Annotated in this window: 21 protein-coding genes and 1 other RNA gene; 11 read left to right on the forward strand and 11 right to left on the reverse strand. The window is 69.4% G+C overall.

All coding sequences use genetic code 11. The annotated features are described in order from the left end of the window. Positions 1-119: 119 nt before the first annotated feature. Together smpB and ABH933_RS15630 are read left to right on the forward strand one after the other, a co-directional pair. A complete protein-coding gene (smpB, locus tag ABH933_RS15625) occupies positions 120-593 on the forward strand; it encodes an SsrA-binding protein SmpB (RefSeq protein WP_215922673.1) in 474 nt (157 codons plus the stop codon). Further along, positions 590-1,453: an EamA family transporter gene (locus ABH933_RS15630; protein WP_429425350.1), complete on the forward strand. Its 864-nt coding sequence runs from the start codon at positions 590-592 to the stop codon at positions 1,451-1,453. The genes smpB and ABH933_RS15630 overlap by 4 nt, the downstream gene beginning before the upstream one ends. Before the next feature lie 61 nt (positions 1,454-1,514). Here ABH933_RS15630 and ABH933_RS15635 read toward each other — a convergent pair whose 3' ends face one another. Both ABH933_RS15635 and ABH933_RS15640 read right to left on the reverse strand, forming a co-directional pair. Then, positions 1,515-2,015, reverse strand: a complete 501-nt coding sequence (locus ABH933_RS15635) for a MarR family transcriptional regulator (protein WP_429425348.1) — start codon at positions 2,013-2,015, stop codon at positions 1,515-1,517. 137 nt (positions 2,016-2,152) lie between these two features. After that, complete coding sequence (locus ABH933_RS15640) at positions 2,153-2,596, reverse strand: nitroreductase/quinone reductase family protein (RefSeq protein WP_429425347.1); 444 nt, start codon at positions 2,594-2,596, stop codon at positions 2,153-2,155. Between the two features lie 161 nt (positions 2,597-2,757). Between ABH933_RS15640 and ssrA the strand changes: the two genes are divergently transcribed. Then, positions 2,758-3,127: a transfer-messenger RNA gene (gene ssrA / locus ABH933_RS15645) on the forward strand. 317 nt (positions 3,128-3,444) lie between these two features. On the opposite strand, the gene ABH933_RS15650 is transcribed toward ssrA, so the two are convergent. Continuing rightward, entirely contained in the window at positions 3,445-3,597 is a 153-nt protein-coding gene (locus tag ABH933_RS15650; RefSeq protein WP_429425345.1) for a cupin domain-containing protein, read from the reverse strand. A 43-nt stretch (positions 3,598-3,640) separates the two neighbouring features. Between ABH933_RS15650 and ABH933_RS15655 the strand changes: the two genes are divergently transcribed. Together ABH933_RS15655 and ABH933_RS15660 are read left to right on the forward strand one after the other, a co-directional pair. Then, on the forward strand, positions 3,641-4,327 hold the full coding sequence (locus tag ABH933_RS15655) for an NAD(P)/FAD-dependent oxidoreductase (RefSeq protein WP_429425343.1): 687 nt from the start codon (positions 3,641-3,643) through the stop codon (positions 4,325-4,327). Then, positions 4,324-4,656: a TetR/AcrR family transcriptional regulator gene (locus ABH933_RS15660; RefSeq protein WP_429425341.1), complete on the forward strand. Its 333-nt coding sequence runs from the start codon at positions 4,324-4,326 to the stop codon at positions 4,654-4,656. Before ABH933_RS15655 ends, ABH933_RS15660 begins: the two co-directional genes overlap by 4 nt. Here the strand turns inward: ABH933_RS15660 and ABH933_RS15665 are convergent. Further along, positions 4,630-5,583, reverse strand: coding sequence for a helix-turn-helix transcriptional regulator (locus ABH933_RS15665; RefSeq protein WP_429425338.1), 954 nt, complete (start codon positions 5,581-5,583; stop codon positions 4,630-4,632). The genes ABH933_RS15660 and ABH933_RS15665 overlap by 27 nt on opposite strands. 100 nt (positions 5,584-5,683) lie before the next feature. On the opposite strand from ABH933_RS15665, the gene ABH933_RS15670 reads away from it, so the two are divergent. Next, positions 5,684-6,235 (forward strand): DinB family protein, encoded by a 552-nt coding sequence (locus tag ABH933_RS15670; protein ID WP_429425336.1) that lies wholly within the window; start codon positions 5,684-5,686, stop codon positions 6,233-6,235. Between the two features lie 140 nt (positions 6,236-6,375). On the opposite strand, the gene ABH933_RS15675 is transcribed toward ABH933_RS15670, so the two are convergent. The 3 genes from ABH933_RS15675 to ABH933_RS15685 form a co-directional block, all read right to left on the reverse strand. Further along, positions 6,376-6,585 carry a DUF5302 domain-containing protein gene (locus tag ABH933_RS15675; RefSeq protein WP_429425333.1) on the reverse strand — a complete coding sequence of 70 codons (210 nt, stop codon included), beginning with the start codon at positions 6,583-6,585 and terminating at the stop codon, positions 6,376-6,378. Between the two features lie 58 nt (positions 6,586-6,643). Continuing rightward, positions 6,644-7,330, reverse strand: a complete 687-nt coding sequence (locus tag ABH933_RS15680) for a DUF899 domain-containing protein (protein ID WP_429425330.1) — start codon at positions 7,328-7,330, stop codon at positions 6,644-6,646. Positions 7,331-7,420: 90 nt separating this feature from the next. Then, the gene (locus tag ABH933_RS15685) at positions 7,421-8,317 is read right to left on the reverse strand and encodes a helix-turn-helix transcriptional regulator (protein WP_429425328.1); all 897 of its coding nucleotides are present in this window, start codon (positions 8,315-8,317) and stop codon (positions 7,421-7,423) included. Between the two features lie 133 nt (positions 8,318-8,450). On the opposite strand from ABH933_RS15685, the gene ABH933_RS15690 reads away from it, so the two are divergent. Then, positions 8,451-9,509: a zinc-binding dehydrogenase gene (locus ABH933_RS15690; protein WP_429425326.1), complete on the forward strand. Its 1,059-nt coding sequence runs from the start codon at positions 8,451-8,453 to the stop codon at positions 9,507-9,509. 340 nt (positions 9,510-9,849) lie between these two features. Continuing rightward, the gene (locus ABH933_RS15695) at positions 9,850-16,068 is read left to right on the forward strand and encodes an amino acid adenylation domain-containing protein (RefSeq protein WP_429425324.1); all 6,219 of its coding nucleotides are present in this window, start codon (positions 9,850-9,852) and stop codon (positions 16,066-16,068) included. 73 nt (positions 16,069-16,141) lie between these two features. Here ABH933_RS15695 and ABH933_RS15700 read toward each other — a convergent pair whose 3' ends face one another. Further along, entirely contained in the window at positions 16,142-17,077 is a 936-nt protein-coding gene (locus tag ABH933_RS15700; RefSeq protein ID WP_215922687.1) for an aldo/keto reductase, read from the reverse strand. Positions 17,078-17,172: 95 nt separating this feature from the next. On the opposite strand from ABH933_RS15700, the gene ABH933_RS15705 reads away from it, so the two are divergent. Beyond that, complete coding sequence (locus tag ABH933_RS15705) at positions 17,173-18,969, forward strand: gamma-glutamyltransferase family protein (protein ID WP_429425321.1); 1,797 nt, start codon at positions 17,173-17,175, stop codon at positions 18,967-18,969. 179 nt (positions 18,970-19,148) lie between these two features. Then, positions 19,149-20,576, forward strand: coding sequence for an aspartate ammonia-lyase (gene aspA, locus ABH933_RS15710; RefSeq protein WP_429425319.1), 1,428 nt, complete (start codon positions 19,149-19,151; stop codon positions 20,574-20,576). 21 nt (positions 20,577-20,597) lie between these two features. Here aspA and ABH933_RS15715 read toward each other — a convergent pair whose 3' ends face one another. From ABH933_RS15715 to ABH933_RS15725, 3 genes are all read right to left on the reverse strand, one after another. Next, positions 20,598-21,269 carry a CPBP family intramembrane glutamic endopeptidase gene (locus ABH933_RS15715; RefSeq protein ID WP_429425317.1) on the reverse strand — a complete coding sequence of 224 codons (672 nt, stop codon included), beginning with the start codon at positions 21,267-21,269 and terminating at the stop codon, positions 20,598-20,600. Positions 21,270-21,320: 51 nt separating this feature from the next. Continuing rightward, positions 21,321-22,082: a 3-hydroxyacyl-CoA dehydrogenase gene (locus tag ABH933_RS15720; protein WP_215922691.1), complete on the reverse strand. Its 762-nt coding sequence runs from the start codon at positions 22,080-22,082 to the stop codon at positions 21,321-21,323. A 174-nt stretch (positions 22,083-22,256) separates the two neighbouring features. After that, on the reverse strand, positions 22,257-23,486 hold the full coding sequence (locus ABH933_RS15725) for a cytochrome P450 family protein (protein ID WP_429425314.1): 1,230 nt from the start codon (positions 23,484-23,486) through the stop codon (positions 22,257-22,259). Between the two features lie 408 nt (positions 23,487-23,894). On the opposite strand from ABH933_RS15725, the gene ABH933_RS15730 reads away from it, so the two are divergent. Then, complete coding sequence (locus ABH933_RS15730) at positions 23,895-25,244, forward strand: hypothetical protein (protein ID WP_429425312.1); 1,350 nt, start codon at positions 23,895-23,897, stop codon at positions 25,242-25,244. Positions 25,245-25,265 lie beyond the last annotated feature (21 nt).

Genomic DNA, 25,265 nt, shown 5'->3' on the forward strand with positions numbered 1-25,265 from the left:
GTTGGATCTCCCGGTGGGGGCCGGGACGTGGTCCGTAAGCTGGTGGTTTCGCGGTGTGGGTGCCGGTTTGGGCAAAACAATTTGCCGCCCATCGGGGCAGGCGTGTTAGAAGGGTGTACATGAAGGAGAAGGGGCGCAAGGTTATCGCCACCAATCGGCGTGCGCGGCACAACTATGCGATCCTCGACACCTACGAGGCCGGGGTGGCGCTGGTGGGTACCGAGGTGAAGAGCCTGCGTGAGGGCAAGGCCTCCCTGGTCGACGCGTACGCCACCATCGACGACGGCGAGGTGTGGCTGCGTGGGTTGCACATCCCCGAGTACGGGCACGGCACCTGGACCAATCATTCGCCGCGCCGCACCCGCAAGCTGCTGCTGCACCGGCGCGAGATCGACAAGCTCACCGGCAAGATCAAGGAGAGCAGCCAGACACTGGTGCCGCTGTCGATGTACTTCGCCGACGGCAAGGTCAAGGTCGAGCTCGCGCTGGCCAAGGGCAAGCAGGATTACGACAAGCGTCAGGATCTGGCCCGGCGCACCGCGGAGCGTGAGGTGACACGCGAACTCGGCCGGCGGGTGAAGGGCATGAAGTGACCGGGGTTCTGCTGGCGCTGCTGGCGGCTCTCGGTTACGGGGTGAGCGATTTCGTCGGAGGGGTCGCCGCGCGCCGCGTGTCGGCGTTGCGGGTGGTGATCGTGTCCTATCCGCTGTCGGTGGTGATTCTGCTGATCGTCGCGCCGGTGGTCGGCGGGCACGTCGACGCGGCGTCGATGGCGTGGGGCGCGGCCTCGGGGGTGGCCAGCGGGCTGGCGGTGTGGTGGTTCTACGCGGCGCTGGCCGCGGGGCCGATGGCCGTCGTCTCGCCACTGACCGCGGTGCTGGTGGCCGGAATTCCGGTGCTGGTCGGGCTCGCGACGGGCGAGCGATCGAGTCCGCCGGCCTATGTCGGCATCGTGTGTGCGCTGGTCGCGGTGGTGCTGGTCAGCAAGGAGTCGCCCGATGCGGTGACCGAGGAGATCACCGGCGGGCGGAAGCTGCGTTTCGACCGCCGGGTCGCGCTGCTGACGGTGGGCTCGGGCGTGGCCTTCGCCTTCACCTTCGTGGCCCTGCACAAGACCGCCGCCCCCGACGGACTGTGGCCGCTGGTGCTCTCACGTGTCGCGGCGACCGCGGTGGTCTGGGTGGCCGCGCTGGTCACCGGGCATTTCGAGGCGCCGCGCGGCGAGCCGCTGCGGCTGGCGTGCTACGTCAGCGTCCTGGACGTGATCGCGAATGTGTCGATGCTGTACGCCTTCCACGGCTCGCTGCTGTCGCTGGTCAGCGTGATCGGCTCGCTCTACCCCGCGGCGACGGTGCTGCTGGCGATGCTGCTGCTGGGCGAGCGGGTCGGCCCGCTGCAGAAGGTCGGGATGGCGATGGCCCTCGGCTCGGTCGCGTTGATCGCCACCGCGTGAATTGTTCCGTCGGGTAAATCGTTCCCCTGTGTTAATTGTTCCACTGAACGGTTTTCGCTGATCAGTCCGCCGCCAGCTCCTGTGCGGACTCGTCGCCCGCGGTGGCGGTGCGGCGCAGGAAGTCGGCGATGATCTCGAGTTCGGCTTCCGAATAGTCCTCGCACACCACCTCCATGCGGTGGTTCATGCCCGAGAAGAGTTCGAACAGCGCGGCGTTTCGCTCGCGCACCGAGCGCAGCGTGACCGCGCGGCGATCGGCGGAGTCCGGGTCGCGCTCGCGCACGACCCAGCCGCCTTTCTGCAGTCGATCCAGGATTCCGGTCAGGGTGGCGGGATGAATTCCGGCGCGGCGGGCCAGCGCGGTGGGCGCGATCGGGCCGTACCGGTTGATCAGATGCAGGCACGTCCAGTCGATATCGCGCAGCTCGACCCGGCCGCCGAAGCGTCGATTGAGTAGCGAGAGCTGAATGTTCACCTCGCCCAGGGCATCCCGGACCGCCACGGTCAGCTGCCGGCGGCGGCGCGTCGCGGCTTGATCGGGGGGCGGAGAGGGGGTGGTCATGCCCGCGCCTCGCCCGGCTCCGGAGTGACCGCCCATGGCACTGTGCCGACGGTTCGGTCGCTGCGCTCCCTCATGTGCCCGCGTCCTCTCGAATCGTATGAAACTCATACGGTATCGCGAGGCGGCCCGGCGCCCGCTCAGGCGGGTTCGACCCGGAAGACCGCGATCCGGCTCGCGGCGGCCGCGACGCCGTCCGGGGTGGCGGTTTCGGCCAGGCCGGTGGTGACGAACCGGTTCCCGACGCTGGCCGGACTCGCGGCGACCAGCGCATGCAGGACCGGCCGCCGCTCGTCCACCGGCAGTTCGACCAGGCGCGCGGTCGAGGATTTGCGCCCGCGCGTGAGGGTGACGGTGTCGGCGGCGCGCACGTTCGCGACCCAGGCGGCCTTGGGAAAGGCCTGGAAGATGTATCGGTCGCCGTCGATGTCGTTCACCGCGATCGGAAAGGTGAGCACCCGGCCGGTGCGCCTGCCCGTGACGGTCAGCAACTGCATCGGCCCGAAGGCGATGCCGAGCCGCTGCAGCCCGGCGATCATCTTGTTGGCGGTGTTGGTCATCCGGCGGTACTTGTCTGCGTCCATGCGATCGATCGTACGCCAGAAAATATGTAGCTCATATAGTATGAGATACGTATCTCGCGTCGCGCCGGCGCGAAAGGCGTTGGGGGGTGGGAATGATCAACTCGGGCGGAGTGTTACTATGAACAGCCCGGTCACCAGCCGGGCAACTGGATTGAAAGTACGGGGCTGAACGGTTTCGACTGCGTACGTCGATTCAGGGGAAGCGTGTCGGTGCAGGCAAGAGACCACCGTAAGCGTCGCTGCAACCCTATAAGCGCCGATTCCAATCAGCGCGACTACGCTCTCGCTGCCTAAGCAGTAGAGCGTGTCTGTCAGCCCGGGTTCGCCTTCGGCCCGGTCACTGGCATCAGCTAGAGGGCTCACCGTCCGCCTCGGTCGCGGAGGCGGACGGGACATCGAACAGCGACTGGGATCGTCATCTCGGCAGGTTCGCATGACCGGGAGATCCGAGCAGAGGCGAGGCGAACTGCACACGGAGAAGCCCTGGAGAAGCGGCGGAGGACCCGGGTTCGATTCCCGGCAGCTCCACGTCATGGAAACCCGCAGGTCAAAGGCCTGCGGGTTTTCGTTTCTAACGACCGATCGAGTCCGCCACGGAACCTCCCGGGTGATTCCACCGGCGCTATCTGTCGACACCACATAGGGGCGTGGTCGGTGTCGAAATGCAGGCGTACCACCGAGCCGTGGCCGGTGCCGATAGTTGCCGCGGTTGCCGACGGTGGCGATCTGTTGTAGCGAAGGCTGTCTGTCGGTTGCCACCGTGGTGGGACCACCGACAGCAGTACAGAAGTGAGCTATCACGGTGTCGATTGGTGGACGCCGCATTGCCGAGGGTTTGCCTGGCGGCGTCAGTGGCGGGAGGTTCGGGCGCGGACGTCGGCCGCCTCGCCGGCGTCCATGACGAAATCGTGCTCGCCGAGCCGGACGCGTAGTCGCCCGCGCAGTACATAGAGCCACTCGTAGCCCTCATGAGTCCGCAGGTAGGGCTCTTCGTCGGACACGACAACGGGATCGGCGCCGGAGCCGCCGGTGTGGGATGCGATCGTGATCGGGAGCGGGGCTGCCGGGTTGTCCGCCGGTGTCGTGCTCGCGCGGGCGCAGTTCACGACGGTGATCGTTGACGGCGGTCCGCCCCGCAACGCGCCGGCGAATGCGCTGCACGGCTTTCCGACCCGCGACGGCATGCCGCCGGCAGAGTTCATCGCGACCGGCAAAGCCGAATTCACCAGGTACGGCGGCACACTCGTGCAGGCATCGGCCGTGGACGCGCACCGGGCACCGGACGGTCGGTTCGAGGTACGCCTCGACGATGGGCGCCCGCTGAGCACTCGGTCGGTGCTCGTCGCCACCGGGATCACGGACGAACTTCCCGATATCCCGGGACTGTCGCAGCGATGGGGCCGTGTGGTGCACCACTGCCCGCATTGCCACGGCTACGAGGTCCGGGGCACGAATGTGGCGGTCGTCGGCAGTCCGATGACCGCCGTGTCGATACACTTGGCAGCCCTCATGCGCCGCTACACCTCGTCGGTAACGTTCTGTGTCAACGGAATCGAGGTCGGCGACGCCGACCGGGAACGCCTCGCGGCCTACGGTGTGCACGTGGTCGACGGGCGGGTGCACGAGGTCGTGACGGCGGTTGATTGTGCGCGCGGGGAATTGACCGCCATCCGTCTCGAAATCGGCGAAACCGTGTTCTGTGACGCCATGGCCGCTGTGCCGGCCCCGTGACCAGATACTGTCAAGGCCATGAGCCCACGCCAGTACAACCTGGGAAGCGCACCGCCCAGATCGAGCAGAGTCGCCGACAGGTTCTCGATGCTGCCCGGGCGCTGCTGGGTGAGGGCGATAGCTACACCGGATTCACGCTGGATGCGGTAGCCAAGCGCGCCGACGTGGCCCGCGCCACGGTCTACTACCAGTTCGGGTCGAAAACGGGACCGGGCCTTCGTCGTTGCGCGGACCCCGGGCATGTCGAGCCGGGATTTGCCCGTCGCGCAACCGGATTCGCGGCGGATCGGCCGGTGCCACTGTCACGCGCGGCCGAAGCGCTCGGCTAGATTCCGTAGGTGCGCAATCAGTTCCGGGGGTTCCTGGATCCGGAAGTCGGCGTCGGTCGCGCCGAGAACCATTGTCGGCCAGTCCAGTGAGTCGGAGGTCATCGAGATTCGGCAGTGCTCGGGATCGATGTCTTCGATGGTGCACAAGTGGCCGACTCGTTCCCGAGCGGTGTCGGCGGGGGTGTCGACGGTCGCCTCGACCCGGTACAGGCCGGGCAGGTTGTCCATGGCGGAGCGGACGAATTCGCCGGCGTCCTGTGCGGGGAGTTCGCGGGGGAGGAAGCGGGAACCGTCACCGGCGAGGTCGGCGACGCGATCGACCCGGAAACTGCGCCAGTCGTGCCGGGTCAGATCGTAGGCGACGAAGTACCAGCGACGCCCCAGCGAGACGAGCCGGTGGGGTTCGACGTGCCGATCGCTGCGGCGGTCGTCGGCGGCCGAATACGTGAAGCGCAGGCGCTCGGTGTCCCGGCAGGCCAGCGCGATCCTGGTGAGCGCACCGGCATCGACCGGGGGACCGGGCGGGCCGTTCCAGCCGCCGGCGACGGTCATCTCCCGGACCGCCTCGACCCGGCGCCGCAGCCGTGGCGGCATTACCTGTATCAGCTTGGCCAGGGCCCGCACCGACGATTCCGCCACGTCGGGAGCGGTCATGCCCGCGGCGGCCTGCAGCCCGGCCACCAGCGCGATCGCCTCGTCGTCGTCGACCATCAACGGCGGCAGCGCGGCGCCCGCCGCGAGTTGATAGCCGCCGTCCACCCCGCGGCGCGCCTGCACCGGATAGCCCAGCGCCCGCAGCCGGTCGACGTCGCGGCGCAGGGTTCGCGGTGACACCTCGAGCCGATCGGCCAATTCGGCACCGGGCCAGTACTTGTGCGTCTGCAGCAGGGACAGCAGGCGAAGCGTCCGCGTGCTCGTATTCGCCATGATTCCGATTCTCCCCGTATTGAGGTCGGAAAGTGGCCGCTATGGGCCATAGCGTGGTTCTCGAACCAGCCGAACACCACCACGACGAAGGGCGAACATCATGGCCGAGACCTCCCTCAGCAACCCGACGACCAGCGGCACCCTCTCGGGCGAGCGCGCCGACCTGCTCGCGCAGCTCGCCGAGGCCCGGCACTTCCTGCGTTTCACCACTCGGGAGATGTCCGACGAGCAGCTCGCGGCGCATCCGACGCCCAGCGAGCTGTGCCTGGGTGGACTGGTCAAGCACGTCACCTCGTGTGAACGCGGCTGGACGGATTTCATCCGGGAGGGCAAGGGCACGGCGATGAAGGACTTCGACGACATGACCGAGGAGGACTTCGCCCGCCGCGCCGACGATTTCCAGATGCAGCCGGGCGACACCCTGGCCGGAATACTTGCCGCCTACGACGACGTGGCCACTCGCACCGATGAATTGATCGCGACCGTGCCGGACCTGGACGTCACCCGCGAACTGCCCGCGGCACCGTGGAACCAGGAGACCCGGTGGTCGTTCCGGCGGGTGCTGCTGCACATCATCGCCGAGACCACCCAGCACGCCGGCCACGCCGACATCATTCGCGAGGCCATCGACGGGGCCAAGACGATGGGCTGAGGCCGGGCTCGCCCCGACTACCGGCAGAGGCGGGGTCGCACGCCCCGGGCAGCGTGCCCGGGGCGCAGCCGATCGGCCGCGTAGCGTGCCGAGGACCATGGCGGCACGAAGCGGCGATCACCTCCAGGATGCGGCCGGATTTACCCGCCCGCGCGGCGGCGGAAGGTGCGTTTGCCGCCGGCTTGGGCATGGGCGCCGCGTACTTTGGCGGCGTTATGGGAGGTCTCGCCCGCCGCGGCGTGACCGTTCTTGCGGGCGAGAGCCTCGCGGAACTTGCGCTTGGTTGCCTCTTCCTGTGACTCGTCGGGGTCCGCGAGCGGCTCGGCGGTGACTTCCTTTTCATCGGCCATGATCACAGCCTGCCATCTGCGCGAGGTCGGCGCTGCTTTCCCGGGGTCGTGTCCGAATTCAGACTCCCGGTTCGCCGTAGGCGGCGGCGATGTCCTCGGACGAGCTCCAGCGGCTGTAGGTGGGGTGCTGGGGCCAGCCCTCGGGGGAGTCCTGCCATTCCTCCTGCCGGCCGTAGGGCAGCAGGTCCAGGAGGCCGAAGGTGTGGCCGAGCTGTTCGGTGCCGCGGCCGTTGGTGTGCCAGGTGCGGTAGACGGTGTCACCGTCGCGGAGGAAGACGTTGACGGCGAAGCCCGCGCCGGGAGGTGCGCCGACGTCGGCGCCGAAGGGGCTGTTCGCGGTGGAGTACCAGGTCATGCGGTTGCCGACGCGGCGCTGGTAGGCCAGGGCCTGGTCGATCGGGCCCTGGGTGACGATGACGAAGCGGGCGTCCCAGTTGTCCAGGAATTCCAGGCGGGTGTACTGCGAGGTGAATCCGGTGCAGCCGGCGCACTGCCATTCCTGGTCGGGAAACCACATGTGGTTGTAGACGATGAGCTGGGATTTCCCCTCGAACACATCGGCCAGCCGGACCGGTCCGGCCGCGCCCTCGAGGGTGTAGTCGGGCATCCGGACCATCGGCATGCGGCGGCGCTGGGCGGCGATCGCGTCGAGCTCGCGGGTGGCGGCCTTCTCCCGGACGCGCAGCGCGTCGAGTTCGCGCTGCCAGGTTTCCTGATCGGTGACGGGCGGCAAGCCTGTGCTCATGGGTCCTCACTTGTCATGCGCGGTGGACGGGTCTGTCGGTACAGACCGGTCCCGGTCGCCGAATTCATCGGTGCCGCACAACATCGCAGCTCACACCGGTGAGTAGACGACCAGGACCTGTTCGGGGGCGTCGGTGACGGCCAGGGCTGCGTGGCCGAGGGTGAGTTCGCCGCGGACGGGGTGGCGTATCCGTTTGATGCCGGAGTGATTGGTCGCGATGTCGTAGCGCGGCCACCAGACGGCCGCCTCGGCGCTGTGCTCGCACAGGTCGGCGGTGAGGCGGGCGAAGCGGGGGTCGTTCGGATGCCGTCCGGCGTTGGTGCGCAGCCGCGCGAGTACCGACTGTGCTGTTGCGGTCCAGTCGACCAGGATGTCCCGGGCGGCGGGATCGAGGAAGACCCAGCGCGCGAGATTCGGTGTGCCGGAACGTGATTGCTCGATCAGGCCCGGAAAGTATTCGGCCGCGGCGGCGTTCCAGGCGAGCAGATCGGTCGTCGCGCCGGTGATGTAGGCCGGGGCCGGATGCACCATGGCGGGGATGGCGGCGACCTCGGGCGCAACGGTTTCGGCGGGCGGCGGCGGGGCGGCGCCGTCGGCTCCGCCCGCCAGCGTGCGAAGGTACGCACGCTCATCCTCGTTGAGCAGCAAAGCATTCGCGATCGCGGTCAGGACCTGATCGGAGGGGCGCACGTCCCGGCCCTGCTCCAGATACGCGTACCAGGTCGTGCTGACGCCCGCGATGACCGCCAGTTCCTCCCGCCGCAGCCCGGGGGTGCGCCGCCGGGCCGAACCGGGCAGGCCCACCTCGTCCGGGCTGGTGCGCTCCCGTCGAGCGCGCAGGAATGCGCCCAGCTCGCGCCGCCGCGCCTGCTGAACCGTGCCCGGTTCCGGCACTGGCGAGGGCCCGTCCGCGTCGGCGGCTCGCGTGCCCGCGCCCGGTTCCGGCGCGGGCGCGGGCCCGTCCGCACCGGTGACGCGCTCACTCATGGCGGCGCTCGGCATCGGCGTGAGGGAGAGCCGCGGTCGGCTCGCTCGAGGCTGGTACTCCCGGTTCCACGATCATCTCATTCTGGATACCACGCCGGGCCGGGCGTGAACTAGGGGCATGAAGGCATGGCAGATGACAACACCCGACGGCGGCCTGCACCTCGCGGACGTCCCAGAACCCCGGCTGCGCGGCGGCGGCGCCACGCTCGACGTGCTCTCCGCGCTTGTCCCCTCCTACACCGGCGAACTGGTGTCCGGGGGACGCGGCGGGTTCCCGACGCCGATCGTCCTGGGCCCCACCGGAATCGGGCGCGTGACCGCGACCGCCGACGACGTCTTCGGGGTGCGGCAGGGCGATGTCGTCGTCGCCACCGCGCTGTTCCGCTCGCACCGCGTCGCCGATCCGCAAGAGGTCTTGCTGGGCTGGACCGGAATCGGCGGTGACGGGCACCCGACCGAGACGACCGATCGCATGCGCGAGGTCTGGCGCGACGGCCTGTTCGCCGAGCGCGCGCTGCAACCCGAGCGCACGCTCGTCGCGCTGCCGGGTGCGGACGACTATCCGGAGCCGGAGCGCCTGTCGCTGCTGCCCTGGCTGGCTATCGCGGGCGAGGGGATCGAGCGGGCCGGGGTGCGCGCGGGGCAGACCGTTGCGGTGGTCGGTGCGACCGGGCAACTGGGGACCGCGGCGGTGCTGATCGCGCTGGCCCGTGGGGCCGCGGCGGTGGTCGCAGTCGGCCGTAATCGGGCGACGCTGGACATGCTCGCGGGCCTGGACCGGCGGGTGGTGACGGTGCCCCTGACCGGTGACCGCGGCGTGGATGGACGTGCGATCGCCGCGGCGGCCGGGCCGGTCGACGCGGTCCTCGACACGCTCGGCCCGGTGCCCTCCGCGCTGCCGACGATGGCCGGATTCGACGCGATCCGCCCGGACGGGAGCTGGGTTCTCGTCGGCGGGGTGCGCCAGGAGCTGCCCATCCCGTACAACGATCTGATGCATCGGCGGCTGACAGTGCGAGGATCGTGGATGGCCAGCGACACGACCGTGCTCGAGCTGTGGTCCGCGATCCGCGGTGGTGCGCTGGATCTTTCGGCTCTCGATGTCACCGTTGTCGGGCTCGATGATCCCGCGGCGGCGCTGCGGGCCGCACACGATGCGCGCGGGCTCGAGGTAGTCGTCCTGGTGCCCTGACGGGGTACCGCCTCGCAATTCCTGGTCGACGGTGGGACCTCCGGCGCGTATGTGACACGACCGGCACGATCACCCGCCATGTGCGCCGCATCGCGAACACCGCCCCGAGCATTCGGGCTGGTCGGCGGCGTTCGAGCTGGACCCTGGGCAGATTATGGGTGAACGCACAGTGTCCGCACAGCACGAACGCTTGCCGGACGGAAATAATATGGCCCGATACTGTGACTGGGGCGCTGGCGCTCCGAGCGCCGGGTCCCCCTAGCCTAGGACTCGGCGAATCGGTGTGACATGTGCTGGTCGCGGCGGCCGGATCGAACGATGAGGGTGAGTGAGGCAAAGTATGGCGGGCGAATCCGGGCAACGTCAGCGCAGGGGCGCCGCTGGTCGGCCGGTGCGTCGGCGCGGCCGGTCGGCGCCGACGCTGGCCCAGCTGGTCGCGGCGGCCGTGGAACTGAACCCGCTGGGCGTCGCGGTCGACGACGGCGATCTGTCGATGACCTATGCCGAGCTCGACCGCTGGTCCTCGCGCGCGGCGCGGGCGCTGATCGCGCGCGGCATCGGGCCCGAAGATGCTGTCGCGGTGGGTATTCCGCGATCGGTCTGGTCGGTCGCGGCGGTCTGGGCCGTGGTGAAGACCGGTGCGGCCTTCGTGCCGATCGATCCGGGCTACCCGGCCTCGCGCGTGGAGCGGATGGCGGTCGACTCCGGGGCGGTGCTCGGGCTGACGGTCGAGGCGACCGCCGGCGAGCTGCCCGGCGGTCTCGAGTGGCTGGCGGTGGACTCGCCCGAATTCGGCCGTGACATCGAGGACCGTTCCGACGAGCTGGTGCTCAACGAGGACCGGGTGCGACAGCTGCGGATCACCCATCCCGCCTATGTCATCTACACCTCGGGGTCCACGGGCGTGCCGAAGGGGGTGACCGTCACCCACGCCGGCCTGGCGAATTTCTCCGCCGAGCAGCGCGAACGCTACGGCGTGACGTCCGCCTCGCGCACCCTGCACTTCGCCTCGCCGAGTTTCGACGCCTCGGTGCTCGAGCTGCTGCTGGCCCTCGGCGCGGGCGCGACGATGGTGGTGGCGCCGGTGGACGTCTACGGCGGTGCGGACCTGGCGCAGCTGCTGCGCACGCAGCGGGTGACGCACGCCTTCATCACCCCGGCGGCCCTGGCGTCGGTGGATCCGGCCGGACTGGACGACCTGGAAGTACTGGTGGCCGGTGGCGAGGCCTGCCCGCCGGAGCTGGTCAACCGGTGGGCCGGCGGGAGCCGGCGCTTCCACAACGGCTACGGGCCCACCGAGACCACCATCATGACCAATATCAGCGATCCGCTGGTGCCCGGCGAACCCGCCACGATCGGCACGGCCATCCGGGGCATGGCCAGCCGGATCCTGACCGATCGGCTCGAGGTCGAGCCGGTCGGCGGCACCGGCGAGCTGTATCTGGCCGGTCCGGGCGTGGCGCGCGGATATCACGCCCGGCCGGGGCTGACCGCGGCGCGCTTCGTGGCCGATCCGTTCGGGGAACCGGGCTCGCGGATGTACCGTACGGGCGATCTGGGCCGGGTGGACATCGCCGACGGACCGGTACTTCACATGGGCCGCAACGACTTCCAGGTCAAGATCCGCGGATTCCGGATCGAGCTGGGCGAGATCGATTCCGTCCTGAGCGCCCACGAGGCGGTCGATTTCGCGGTGACGGTGGGGCACACCACGTCTCGAGACAACACGGTCGGGGGAAACACCGCCCTGGTCTCGTATGTCATCCCCGTCGCGGGCGCCTCGATCGACACCGCCGAACTGCTCGCCTTCGCCGGGCGGCAGTTGCCCGGCTACATGGTTCCGGCGGCGCTGACCGTCCTGGACAAACTGCCGCTCACCCCGGTGGGCAAGCTCGACCGCGCGGCGCTGCCGGAGCCGGTGTTCGCCGCGGCGCAGTACCGAGAGCCGACCGGCCCCGTCGAGCGCGTCGTGGCCGAGGTCTTCGCCGATCTGCTCGGCGCCGAGCGGGTCGGCCTCGACGACGATTTCTTTGCCCTGGGCGGTAATTCGCTGCTGGCAACCCAGGCGGTCGCGCGCATCCGGGCGGCGACCGGTACCCAGTTCCCGGCGCGCGTGCTCTTCGAGGCGTCCACGGTGCAGGCACTGGCCCAGTGGGTATCCGGACTCGAGAGCACGAACCGGCCGGTGCTGGCCGCGCGCGAGCGGCCCGAGGCGATTCCGCTGGCCCCGGCGCAGCAGCGGATGTGGTTGCTCAACCAGTTCGACACCGGCTCGCCCATGTACAACGTGCCGGTCGCCATCCGGCTCACCGGCCCGCTGGACATCGCGGCGCTGGGTGCGGCCGTCGGGGATGTGATCGACCGCCACGAGATCCTGCGCACGGTCTATCCGGAGGTGAACGGCACTGTCGCGCAACGGATCCTGGATCCGGAACTGCCGGATCTGACGCCGGTCGACGCGCCCGGGCCGGACGAGTTGCGCACGGGGATCGAGCAGGTGGCGCTGTCCGGATTCGATGTGTCCGAGCAGGTTCCGTTCCGAATGGCGCTGTTCGCGCTGGGCGCTCCGGGCGAAACCGCCGATCACGCACTGGTGTTCGCCGCCCACCACATCGCCGTGGACGGCTGGTCGCTGGGCCCGCTGACCCGGGATCTGATGTACGCCTACGCCGCCCGCAGCGGTGGCGTGGCGCCGGCGTGGACTCCGCTGCCGCTGCAGTACGCCGACTACAGTGTGTGGCACCGGGAACTGCTGGGTGAGGACACCGATCCGGAGTCGCTCGCCGCCGCCCACGTCGAGTTCTGGCGCAACGAGCTGGCCGGTATCCCGGAGCTGATGGGGCTGCCCGCGGACTTCCCGCGCCCGCCCGCGCCCAGCGGCGCCGGAAAGTCCTTCTCCTTCGAGATTCCCGCAGCCGTGCACGCGAAGCTCGGCGAGGTGGCCGCGGCGGCGAACGCGACGCCGTTCATGGTCGTGCACGCCGCGTTCGCGGCGTTGCTGGCGCGGATCACCGGATCGGACGACATCGTGATCGGCACCCCGGTGGCCGGTCGCGGCGAGCCCGAATTGGCCGATCTCATCGGCATGTTCGTCAACACCGTCACGCTGCGCACCCGAATCGACCCGGCGAGGACCTTCGCGGACGTGGTCGCCCACACGCGCGAGCGCGATCTGGTGGCCTTCGACCATGCCGAGCTGCCTTTCGAACGCCTGGTGGAGGTGCTGGCGCCGGGCCGCACGGCCGCCTACAACCCGCTGTTCCAGGTGGCACTGTTCTTCCAGAACATGGCCGCACCGACTCTCGAGCTGGATGAGCTGACGGTCTCGCAGCTCGAATTGGACACCGAGGCAGCGAAATTCGACCTGCAGCTGACGATCTCCCCGGGTGCCGACGAGCACCCCTGGGGTGCGCAGTTCAGCTATGCCACAGACCTTTTCGCCGCGGAGACGATCGCCGGGTTCGCCGAGCGGTTCGTGCGCCTGCTCGAGGCGGTGGCCCACGATCCGGGCGTCGTCGTCGGCGACATCGACGTCCTTGCCCCGCAGGAGCGCGGAGATCTACTGCGCGAGCTCGAGGACACCGCGCACACCGTGCCGGGCACGCTGCTGCTGGAGGGCTACCGCCGCGCGGTGGCCGCCGCGCCCGAGGCGGTGGCGCTGGTGTTCGACGACGACATCGCATGGACCTACCGCGAATTCGACGCGTGGGTGAATCGGCTGGCCCACTACCTGATCGAACAGGGCATCGGCCCCGAATCGGTGGTGGCGCTGGCGATGCCGCGCTCGCCGGAGCTGGTGGTCGCGATGTACGCGGTGATCAGCGCGGGCGGGGCGTACCTGCCGCTGGACCTGGAGCACCCGGCCGGGCGGATCGCGTACGTGCTCGAGACCGCGCAGCCGGTCTGTGTGCTGAGCAAGAGCGGCCATCGGCCGCCCGACACGGATCTGCCCGTCATCAACATCGACACGCTGGACCTGTCGCACCTGCCCATCGAGCCGGTGAATGTGCCACTGTCCCAGGATCATCCGGCGTACGTGCTGTTCACCTCGGGCTCGACCGGCCGCCCCAAGGGCGTGATGGTCTCGCACGCGGCGATCCGCAATCAGATCGAGTGGATGGCCGCGCAGTACGAGGTCGATTCCGGCGATGTGTACCTGCAGAAGACCGCCACCACCTTCGACGTGTCGCTGTGGGGGTACTTCCTCCCGCTGAGCGTCGGCGCGCAGCTGGTGCTGGCCGCGCCCGACGGCCAGCGCGATCCCGAATACATCGCGAGTCTGATTGCGCTGCACGAGGTTACGCTGACCGACTTCGTGCCCTCGGTGCTGCAGGTGTTCCTGGCCGCCGCGCGGGCGGAGCAGCTGACCTGGCTGCGCGAGGTCTTCGTGATCGGCGAGGCGCTGCCGCCGTCGACGGTGGCCGCGTTTGCCGCGCTGTCGAGCGCGGGCCTGCACAACCTGTACGGCCCCACCGAGGCCGCGGTGTCGGTGACGTACTGGCCCGCGACTCCCGCGGATCGGACCACGGTGCCGATCGGCCTGCCGCAGTGGAACACCCGCACCTACGTGCTGGATTCGCGGCTGCACCTGACCCCGTTCGGTGCGGCCGGCGAATTGTATTTGGCCGGTGACCAATTGGCGCGTGGCTACCTGCGGCGCCCGGATCTGTCCGCGGACCGGTTCGTCGCGGATCCGTACGGCCCGCCGGGCGCGCGCATGTACCGCACCGGGGATCTCGTGCGCCGCCGCGCCGACGGCGTGCTGGAATACCTGGGGCGCATCGACTTCCAGGCCAAGATCCGCGGCCACCGCATCGAACTGGGCGAGGTCGAGGCGGCGCTGCTGGCCGATCCGGCGATCGCGCAGGCCGTGGCGCTGGTCGCACCCTCGCCGGCAGGGGATCAGTTGGCGGCGTATGTGGTTGCCGCGGACGGCGATATCGATACCGACGCGGTGCGCCGGGAACTGTCGCAGGTGCTGCCCTCCTACATGCTGCCCGCGGCCCTGGTCGTCCTCGACGCGTTCCCGATGAACTCGAGCGGCAAGCTGGACCGCGCCGCGCTGCCCGCCCCGGTCTTCGAGGCTCGCGAGTACCTCGCCCCGGCGACGCCGACCGAGCGGGCCGTGGCCGAGGTGTTCGGTGAGGTGCTGGGGATCGACCGGGTGGGCGCGGCGGACGGCTTCTTCGAACTGGGCGGTACCTCGTTGCTGGCATTCACGCTGCAGCGCGCCCTGAACGCGCGCCTGGGCATCGACCTGCCCATGGCCACGCTGTTCACCGCGCCGACCGTGCGCGCGCTGGCCGCCCGCATCGACGGCACCGATTCCGCACCCGTCACGGCCGACGAGTCGGACCTGATCGCGGCGGATGCGGTCCTGGAGCCGGAGATCGGCGCGGACGATTCGGCGCCGCCCTACGATTCGGTGCTGGACGTGCTGCTCACCGGCGCCACCGGATTCCTGGGCGTGCATCTGCTGCGGGAGTTGCTGGTGCGCACCGAGTCCCGGATCTGGTGCCTGGTCCGCGCGGATTCGGCGGAGCTGGCGCACGCGCGGATCCGGGAGTCGTTGCGGCAGTACCGGATCTGGGAGGAGGGGTTCCGCGATCGGATCGTGGCCGTGCCGGGCGATCTCGCCGCGCCCGAGTTCGGGCTCACGCCCGCCGACTACCGCCGCCTGACCGAACGCATCGACGTCATCTATCACAACGGAGCGCGGGTCAACCACATCGAACCGTATTCGCGACTGCGCGCGGCCAATGTGGAGGGCACCCGGCAGGTGCTGCGGCTGGCCACCACGACGCGGATCAAGCCGGTGCACTTCGTCTCCACGGCCAATGCCGTCATTCCCGCCACCCTCGGGCCGGATTTCCGTGGGGCGGAGGACGATCGGCTGAGCGTCGACCAGCTGTCCGCCAACGGCTACGTGGCCAGCAAATGGGTCGCCGAACAGCTGGTGACGCAGGCCGCCGAGCGCGGCGTTCCGGTGCGGATCTACCGTCCCGCAACGATTTCCGGCGATCCGCACACCGGTGTGAACAGCGCCGACGATTCGTTCTGGAACATGATCCGGGCCGTGGCGGTGCTGGGCCTGGCCCCCGATGTCGGCGACGCGGAGATGGCGCTGGTGCCGGTGAACTACGTTGTCCGCGCGATCGTTTCGCTGGCCACCGAGCCGGCGGACGGCACGGCCTACCACCTGGTCAACACGAACCCGGTGGCGATCACGGACATCTTCGAGGGCCTGCGTCGGCACGGAATCCCGGTCGCGCCCGCCTCGCTCGAGGAGATCGGGACCAGGCTGGCCGCCGAGGCCGCCGCGCGCGACGCCGCCGGTGACCACTCCCTGGTGCGTGCGGCGCTACTGAGCGGCAACTACGGTGCCGCGGCGATCGCCATCGACGACACGGCGACCCGCGCGGTGCTGGCCGACCGCGGTATCGAGTGCCCGCGCATCGACGCCGAGACCCTCGACGCCTACATCGAGTCGTTCCTCGAGACCGGGTTCTTCCCGGCGCCCGGCGAGGCCCAGAGCGGCGAGTTGCTGCGGATCCAGTGACCGATCCGGTGCGGGCGAATTCGGTTCGCCCGCACCGGATCCGGTCCCGGGGCAGCTGCGCCCAGGGGCGAATTTACTTGCGGCTCTTGAACATCCGCGAGATGCCGCCCAGCGAAGGGCCGGCCGCCGCGGCGGGGGCACTCACCGCCGAGAGGGCGGCGAAATCCTCATCGCTCAGCGAGACCTGCGCCGCGGCAACATTTTCCTCCAGGTGTGCCACGCTGGAGGTGCCGGGGATCGGCAGCATCACCGGCGAGCGGCGCAGCAGCCAGGCCAGCGCGAGCTGGGAGGGCGTCGCGACGTGGTCCTTCGCGATCGCCTCCAGCGGGCCGCCCGGCCGGGCGAGTTCGCCGGTGGCCATGGGGAACCACGGTATGAACGCGATCTGGTGGGCCTGGGTGTAGTCGACCAGCTTCTCCGCGCTGCGGTCGGACAGGTTGTACAGGTTCTGCACCGAGACGATGGGCGCCATCTTGCGCGCGGCCTCCAGCTGCGCGACGGTGACCTGGGACAGGCCGATGTGGCGGATCTTGCCCTCCTGCCGCAGCGCGGCCAGCTCGCCGAGCTGGTCGGCCAGCGGTACCTTGGGATCGATGCGGTGCAGCTGGAACAGATCGATGCGCTCGACCCCGAGGTGGCGCAGGCTCAATTCCGCCTGCTGGCGCAGATACTCGGGCCGGCCGAGCGGCAGCCACTCGCCAGGGCGGGGCCGAGTCAGGCCCGCCTTGGTGGCGATGACCAGATCCTCGGGATACGGATGCAGCGCCTTGCGAATCAGCTGCTCGCTGACGAACGGCCCGTACGAGTCGGCGGTATCGATGAACGTGACCCCCAGCTCGACCGCGCGCCGCAGCACGCGCACCGCCTCGTCTGGATCCTTGGGCTCGCCCCAGACACCGGTGCCGGTGAGTTGCATCGAGCCGAATCCGAGGCGATTGATCGGTAGGTCGCCACCGAGGGTGAAGCTTCCGGATGCGGCGGCGGGACGTGACTCGGTGGGGGTGGCCATGATTCCTTCCGAACGACTGATCGAACTGGGATCCACACTAGTCATGCGGGAGTGTCTCGGCTTCCCGATGAACCTTTTCCTCGAGGAGTGCGACGATGTTCACCACGCGACCCACCCTGCAGGGGACCTTCGGCATGGTCTCCTCCACGCACTGGCTGGCCGCGCAATCGGCGATGGCGGTGCTGGAGGCGGGCGGTAACGCCTTCGACGCCGCGGTCGCGGCGGGATTCGTGCTGCACGTGGTGGAACCCCATCTCAACGGCCCGGCGGGCGAGGTGCCGATGATTCTGGCGCCGTCGGGCGGACCGGTCCGGGTGCTGTGCGGGCAGGGGCCGGCGCCCGCGGGCGCGAGCATCGGGCGCTACACCGCGCTGGGGCTGGAATTGATTCCCGGCTCGGGCCCGCTGGCCGCGGCCGTGCCCGGATCCTTCGACGCCTGGATGGTGCTGCTGCGCGACTACGGCACGTGGCCGCTCGACGAGGTGCTGAAATATGCGATCGGGTACGCGGAGCACGGTCACCCGCCCGTACCCCGGATTGCCGCGACCGTGGAGACCGTGCGGGAACTGTTCGAGATCGAGTGGACGACCTCGGCCGAGGTGTACCTGCCCGGGGGTCGCGCGCCCGAACCGGGCACGCTGTTCCGGAATCCGGCGCTGGCCGCCACCTGGCGGCGACTGCTCGATGAGGCCGGCGCCGCGGGCGGCGACCGGGAGGCGCGGATCGAGGCGGCGCGGCGGGTGTGGCGGGAGGGATTCATCGCCGAGGCGCTCGTGGCCGCGGCCGCCCGGCCCGCCATGGACACCTCGGGCGAGCGGCACGCCGGAGTGCTCACCGGGGACGACTTCGCCTCGTACGAGGCGAGTTTCGAGGATCCGGTGCGCTTCGAGCGCGACGGGTGGACGATCTGCAAGGCGGGCCCCTGGTCGCAGGCGCCGGTGCTGGCGCAACAGCTCGCACTGCTGCCTGGCGAACTGCCCGAGTACGGCTCGGCCGAATACGTGCACCTGCTGATCGAGGGCTGCAAGCTGGCGATGGCCGATCGCGAGGCCTGGTACGGCGACGCCGCGCCGGTCCCGATGGACGAGCTGCTCTCGGCCGAATACAACACGGCCAGAAGGGCTCTCGTCGGCGCGGAGGCGTCGTACGCGCTGCGGCCCGGCAGCCCGGGCGGGCGGGCCCCGGTGCTGAGCAAGCATGCGCTCGCGGTCGCCGCCGGCGCGGGCGGGCAGCAAGCGGCCGCCGGGCTCGGCGCCGGTGAGCCGACGGTCGCCAAGAACGGCGAAACCCGCGGCGACACCTGCCATCTCGACATCGTCGATCGGTGGGGCAACATGATCGCTGCCACCCCGTCCGGCGGCTGGCTGCAGTCCAATCCCGTGGTGCCGGAACTGGGTTTCCCGCTCGGCTCGCGCCTGCAGATGGCCTGGCTCGATCCGGGCCTGCCCAATTCGCTCACCCCCGGCCGCCGCCCGCGCACCACCCTGAGCCCGTCGCTGGCATTGCGGGGCGGCGTGCCGGTCATGGCGTTCGGCACGCCCGGCGGCGATCAGCAGGATCAGTGGCAGCTGCACTTCTTCCTGTCGGTCGCGCTGCGGGCACCGGTGCGCGGCGGGCTGGATCTGCAGGGCGCGATCGATGCGCCCAACTGGCACAACGATTCGTTCCCGGGCTCGTTCTATCCGCACGCGATGAATCCGGGGTCGGTGACCGTCGAGTCCCGGATCGGGCAGGAGGTGATCGAGGGGTTGCGGCGGCGTGGTCACGCGGTGACCGTCGGCGAGGCGTGGTCCGAGGGGCGGTTGTGCGCCGTGGCCCGCGATCCGGAGACGGGTGTGCTGTCGGCGGGTGCGAATCCGCGCGGCATGCAGGGCTATGCCGTCGGACGATGATGCTTCATTACACAAGTTAATGGCGCATGAACTATGTGCCATTGAGGGGTGGTATGTACCGTCGGATCGAGGTAGGGTTTACCACGCGCTAACCGGCGCGTTTGTATGGGAGCGCCGCGGACCGAGGATACCCCTTCGGTCTCGGTGCGCCCGCTACTGACGAAGGACTTGCTGGCACGATGACCGCCCCCACCCGCCGCGAACATGATCTGCTCGGGGATCGCGACGTTCCCGCCGACGCCTACTGGGGTGTGCACACCCTCCGTGCGAGCGAAAACTTCCCGATCACCGGCACCCGGCTGTCCACCTACGCGCACATGGTCGACGCGCTGGCCGCGGTGAAGGAGGCGGCCGCGCGCGCCAACGAGAAGCTCGGGCTGCTCCCCTCGGACAAGGCCGCGGCGATTACGCGCGCCTGCAGGGAGATTCGCGAGGAGGGCCGTCTGCACGATCAGTTCATCGTCGACGTCATCCAGGGCGGCGCCGGTACCTCGACCAACATGAACGCCAACGAGGTGATCGCGAACCGGGCGCTCGAGATCCTGGGCCACGCGAAGGGCGAGTACGGGCACCTGCATCCGAACGAGGACGTCAACCTCAGCCAGTCCACCAACGACGCCTATCCGACCGCCGTGCGCGTGGCCACGATCCTGGCCGTACGCGAGCTGCTGGACGCGATGACGGTGCTGCGCAAGGCCTTTGCGGCCAAGTCCGTGGAATTCCACGACATCCTCAAGATGGGCCGCACCCAGTTGCAGGACGCGGTGCCGATGACCCTGGGGCAGGAGTTCTCCGCCTATGCGGTGATGCTCGAGGAGGATCAGAGCCGCCTGGCCGAGGCCGTCCAGCTGATGCACGAGATCAATCTCGGTGCCACCGCGATCGGCACCCGGCTCAACGCCCCGGAGGGGTACTGCGAGGCCGTGCGCGGGCAGCTGGCGGAGATCACCGGCATGCCGCTGGTGACCGCCTCGAATCTGGTTGAGGCGACGCAGGATTGCGGTGCGTTCGTGCAGCTGTCGGGCGTGCTCAAGCGGATCGCGGTCAAGCTGTCCAAGACGTGCAACGATCTGCGGCTGCTGTCCTCGGGTCCGCGTGCGGGCCTGAACGAGATCAATCTGCCCGCGATGCAGGCCGGCTCGTCGATCATGCCGGGCAAGGTCAATCCGGTGATCCCGGAGGTGGTCAATCAGGTGGCCTTCGAGGTCATCGGCAACGACATGACCATCACCATGGCCGCCGAGGCGGGGCAGTTGCAGCTCAACGCCTTCGAGCCGATCATCCTGCATTCGCTGTCCAAGAGCATCACCCACCTGGGCGCGGCCTGCCGTACCCTCGCCGAGCGCTGCGTCACCGGCATCACCGCCAACGCGGAGGTCACCCACGCGATGGTGCAGAACTCCATCGGCCTGGTCACCGCCCTGAACCCGTACATCGGCTATACCGCCGCCACCGAAATCGCCAAGGAGGCACTGGCTTCGGGCCGCGGCGTGGCCGAGCTGGTGCTCGAGAAGGGCCTGCTGCCGCCCGAGCGCCTGGCCGCCATCCTGCGGCCGGAGGAGCTCGCCGGGCTCGGCGAGGCGCCCGCGGTGGAGGTCGTCGCCTGAGACCGCGCCGCTGCCGCTCGCTCAGGCCCGGGAGGCGAGTTCGCGATCGGCGGCGGCGCCGTGGTAGAAGTACTGCCCCAAACCGACTGTGAAGACGAGTATTCCGTACACCGAATGCTCGACCGACGCGGTGAACAGCGAATTGGTCCGCAGGTAGCGCAGCGCGAAGATCCAGCCGCCGGCCCCGCTCAGCACGACCGAGACCCAGCTGCCGAAGACGATGTGCACGTAGCCGAATGCGGCCGCGCTCGCGGCCACCAGCCCGAGGCCATCGCCGAAAACCGGTGCGTAGCGGTGGAACAGGAACGAGCGGTACACCAGCTCCTGCGGATATACGCTCAGCACCGGGTACAACACCATCACCGCGAGCCACAGCCAGGGATTGCGGCGGGGGAGTTCGAACAGCCTGTCCCGCCGCAGCGCGGCCACGGCCGCGGTGAGCCCCAGGGCGCTCGTCGCGGCCAGCGCGCCCATCGGGCGGATCTGCGTGCGCAACGCCCGGGAGCGCCACAGCGCGTCGCGATCGAAGCCGGGGGAGCGGCGCAGGTACGCGCTCGCGCCGAGGGCCAGCGCCAGCAGCGCGGGAATCGGCGGGGTGCCGCGCAGCTTGGCGTTGTACACGGTGGTGGCGCCGAAGAACAGGGCCGCGTACTCGGCGGCGAGGTAGACCCGCCGCCACCGTCGAATCCTCACGAACACACGATAGTTCGCGCCGCTGTGGCGCGCAGTGCGACGCTGCCTACCTCAGCGCGGCGCCATCCGGATGGCGCCGTCGAGACGGATGGTCTCGCCGTTGAGCATCGGGTTCTCGACGATGTGCCGGGCCAGCGCCGCGTACTCGGTCGGGTCGCCCAGGCGGGCCGGGTGCGGCACCTGCGCGCCCAGCGCGGCGATGGCCTCGTCGGGCAGCGTCGCGAACAGCGGGGTGTGGAACAGGCCCGGGGCGATGGTGACGACCCGGATGTTGACGTTCGCCAGATCGCGGGCGATCGGCAGGGTCATGCCCACGATGCCGCCCTTGGAGGCGGAGTAGGCGGCCTGGCCGATCTGGCCGTCGTAGGCCGCGACCGAGGCGGTGTTGATGATCACGCCGCGCTCCTCGCCGTCCAGCTCGGTGGCCGAGATGCGCTCGGCGGCAAGGCGGATGACATTGAACGTGCCGATCAGGTTGACCGTGACGACCTTGGTGAACGCGTCGAGCGGGAACGCGCCCTTCTTGCTGACCGTCTTGATCGCATTGCCGATGCCCGCGCAGTTCACCGCGATCCGCAGCGTGCCCAGTGCCTGCGCGGCATCCAGGGCCGCGGCCACCTGCTCCTCGCTGGTCACGTCGGTCGGCGCGAAGACCACGCCCTCGCCCAGCTCCTTGGCGATGGCCTCGCCGTTGGAGGAGGGCAGGTCCACGATGACGACCTTGGCGCCCTGGCCGTGCAGCTCCCGCACGGTCGCCAGGCCCAATCCGGAGGCGCCGCCGGTCACCACGGCGACGGCGTTGTTGATCTGCATGAGACGGTTCCCTTCTGCTCTCGTCCGCTCGAGGTTAACCGTCGCACGCGGATTAAGTAAATATCGCTTCGCTACACCAGTGAATGAAACGTGTTACAGTCTGCTTGGTGTTACGGCAGGTAGCAGCGGTCTGCTTGCGAACCTGTGGCGCGACGTTGTTATTTGCACCGGCACCTATCGCAGCCGCACGGGGAACTCGGTCATGCCATGGATCAGCGTGCTGGGCTGCCAGGCGACCGTGGCCGCCTCCGGCGTCATCGACATGTCCGGGAAGCGTTGCACCAGCCCCCGGAAGGCGATATCGGCCTCCAGCCTGGCCAGCGGCGCGCCGACGCAATAGTGGATGCCGTGGCCGAAGGCCAGGTGCCCGGCGGTCTCGCCGGCCAGATCCAGATTCTCCGGATCGGCGAAGCGGGCCGGATCGCGATTGGCCGCGCCCAGCGCGACGAGCACGAATTCGCCCTCGGGGATATCGATCCCGGCGATCCGCACCGGCTCCCCGGTGTATCGGAAGGTGGACCAGCCCACCGGCCCGTCGTGCCGCAGGAACTCCTCCACCGCGGCCGGGGTGCTCGACGGGTCCTCCCGCAGCGCGCGCAGCTGTGCCGGATTGAACAGCAGGGCACGAGTGCCGTTGGCGATCAGGTTCACCGTCGTCTCGTGCCCCGCCACCAGCAGCAGGAAGGCCATCGAGACCAGCTCCTGCTCCGACAGGCGGTCGTCCTCGTCGCTGGCCAGGACCAGTCCGGACAGCAGATCCTCGCCCGGCTCGGCCCGCTTGCCCTCCACCAGATCGCGCAGGTAGAGCGACATGTCCGCGGCCGCGGTGCCGACCTCCTCCTCGGTGGCCTCGGCCCCGCCCAGCAGCAGCTTGGTCCAGCGCTGGAAGCGCTCGCGGTCCTCGAACGGCACCCCCAGCAGTTCGCAGATCACCGTGACCGGCAGGGGGACGGCGAAGGCTTGGAGCAGATCGACCTCGTCGCTGCCCTCCATCGCGTCCAGCAGCGCATCGGTGATCTCCTGGATGCGGGGGCGCAGCGCGTTCACCGCGCGGGCGGTGAAGGCCTTGTTGACCAGCTTGCGCAGGCGGGTGTGATCCGGCGGATCGCTGTTGAGCATGTGCACCGAGAGGTCGAAACTGCCCGGGTTCGCGAAGAACTGCTGGGTGTTCTTGCGCTCGAACACTTCCCGCATCCCGGCCACGCCCTTGAGCAGCCGGTGATCGGCCAGGGCGGCGCGCGCCTCCTCGTAGCCGATGACGACCCAGGCGGGAACGCCGTTGCGGGGCATCCGAACCCGCACCACCGGCCCGGTCTCGCGCCAGCGGGCATAGTAGACATGGGGATCGGCGAAGAAATCGTCGCCGAGCTCATCGATTCTCTGGGGGCTCTCGGTGTTGACCATCGTGTCCTCGTAATGTCCAGCGGCCGTGGGTCGGTCGCGCTCGGCTGTGCGGCGATCGGCCTCACCCCACCCAACGTACCTGTCGGTAGCGGCAACCAGTTGGGCCGCAATCGATCACGAATGTCGCGAATGGGCTTGGTAACACGCCGGATTCGGCGGGGTGGTTAAGCTTGGTACGAAAACGGGCGAGCCGCCCAGTGGGTACCGTCCGGTACTGTGGCTCGGGTTCAGTCCCATGGACGGCCGCGGCTAACTCCTCTCGGCGTGTCGCGCGCGCCACGCCGTATTTTGACCGTTGTTGGCAAACGTGCGGTTTCGCCGATGGCGGTCGATCGACTATTAATGCTATGTGCCACTACCAACCGTGACCCCTTGGCTGTCGCAGAATCTCACCCTCCTGGAGGCGCGATGACCATCGAGCGCTCCGGTGAGGACGATGTCACGCATCTGGCCAGACGCGTCGAGCATGCCCGTGGCCGCCTGGCCTATCAGTTCGACCCTGCACTGACCGAGGCCCTGTCCGAAGACGAGCTGCGTGCCGAACGCGATCTCGCCGAGAAGATTCGAGAGGCCGAGCGGGATCAGCGCTGGAAGCATGTCCAGGCCGCCGCCCAAGCCTCCGACGAAGCCCGGACCACCTCTCAGAAGATCGCGAAAGCCGACATGCGTGATCTGTTGCTCGCCCGCCGCGCCCTGGCCGCGCAGCGGCGCGAATCGAGCCCGCACGCCAAACTTGCCTCGCTGTACCGGCATCGGGCGTGGTCGCTGCGCGCGCTGGCCGGTGTCGTCGCGTCCGGCATGCTCTGGTCCGCGGTCAACGTGCAGCACAACATCGCGCCCGGCGGCCCCAGTGATCCGCTGTACTGGTTCAGCTACCTGCTCGAGGCCATGATCAGCGTCTGTCTGGTCATCATCATGATCGGCACCAACAAGGTCGCCGAGTGGGGCATCCTGGACAGCCGCAGGCAGGTCGCGATCGCCGAATTGGCCCTGCTGTCACTGACTGTCGGCCTCAACACCTACCCGTACATCCGCCGCGGCGACTGGTACGACGTGGGCGTGCACGCGGTCGCCCCGGTGATGATCGGTGTCGCGCTGCTCATCCATCACGCGGCCAGCTCCCGGTACGGGCTGGCCATCGCGCACGCCACCGAGCAGGTGCGCGACCTCCCCGACCCCTCCGAGCAGATCCGGCGCACGATGCCGACGTTCGTGAGCTTCTTCCGCCAGAACGTCTCGCCCGACGTGACGCGCCCCAGCGGCGCCCTCACGGCGCTGCCCAGTGGCCACGAGCCCCCGGCGGCCGAGAGCGCCAAGCGCATGGATCCCGTTGCGGAGCAGGACAAGCCGGCCACGGTGGACGCGGACGACATCGACGCGTACCGTTCGACGCTTCCGGACGACACGACAGTCACCGCGGAGACCCACACTCCCAAACCGGAATTCCGCACCTCCTCCGACGGCTGGCTGACCAGCAAGGATGTCAACGGCCGGGAGGCCAACGGCAGCAACGGTAACGGGGCCAAGCGCAACGGCAACACCAACGGATCCGCCACCAACGGCAGGCCCGCGAGCAACGGGGCGCCCGCGGCCAGCGGCCCGGATGCCGATGCCGCGCAGGACGATTCCGCGAACGGGTACGACACCGGCCAGTTCCGCATCGCCGAGACCCTCGAGCAGGAGCTTGCCGAGCTGCGCGCCGAGCGTCGCCGCGCCCGCGCCAGCCGGCAGCGGACCTCCACCTTCAGCGAGGACTGACCGCGGGTAAACAACATACAG

The sequence above is a fragment of the Nocardia sp. GP40 genome, from assembly GCF_050434125.1.
Classification (GTDB): Bacteria; Actinomycetota; Actinomycetes; order Mycobacteriales; family Mycobacteriaceae; genus Nocardia; species Nocardia albiluteola.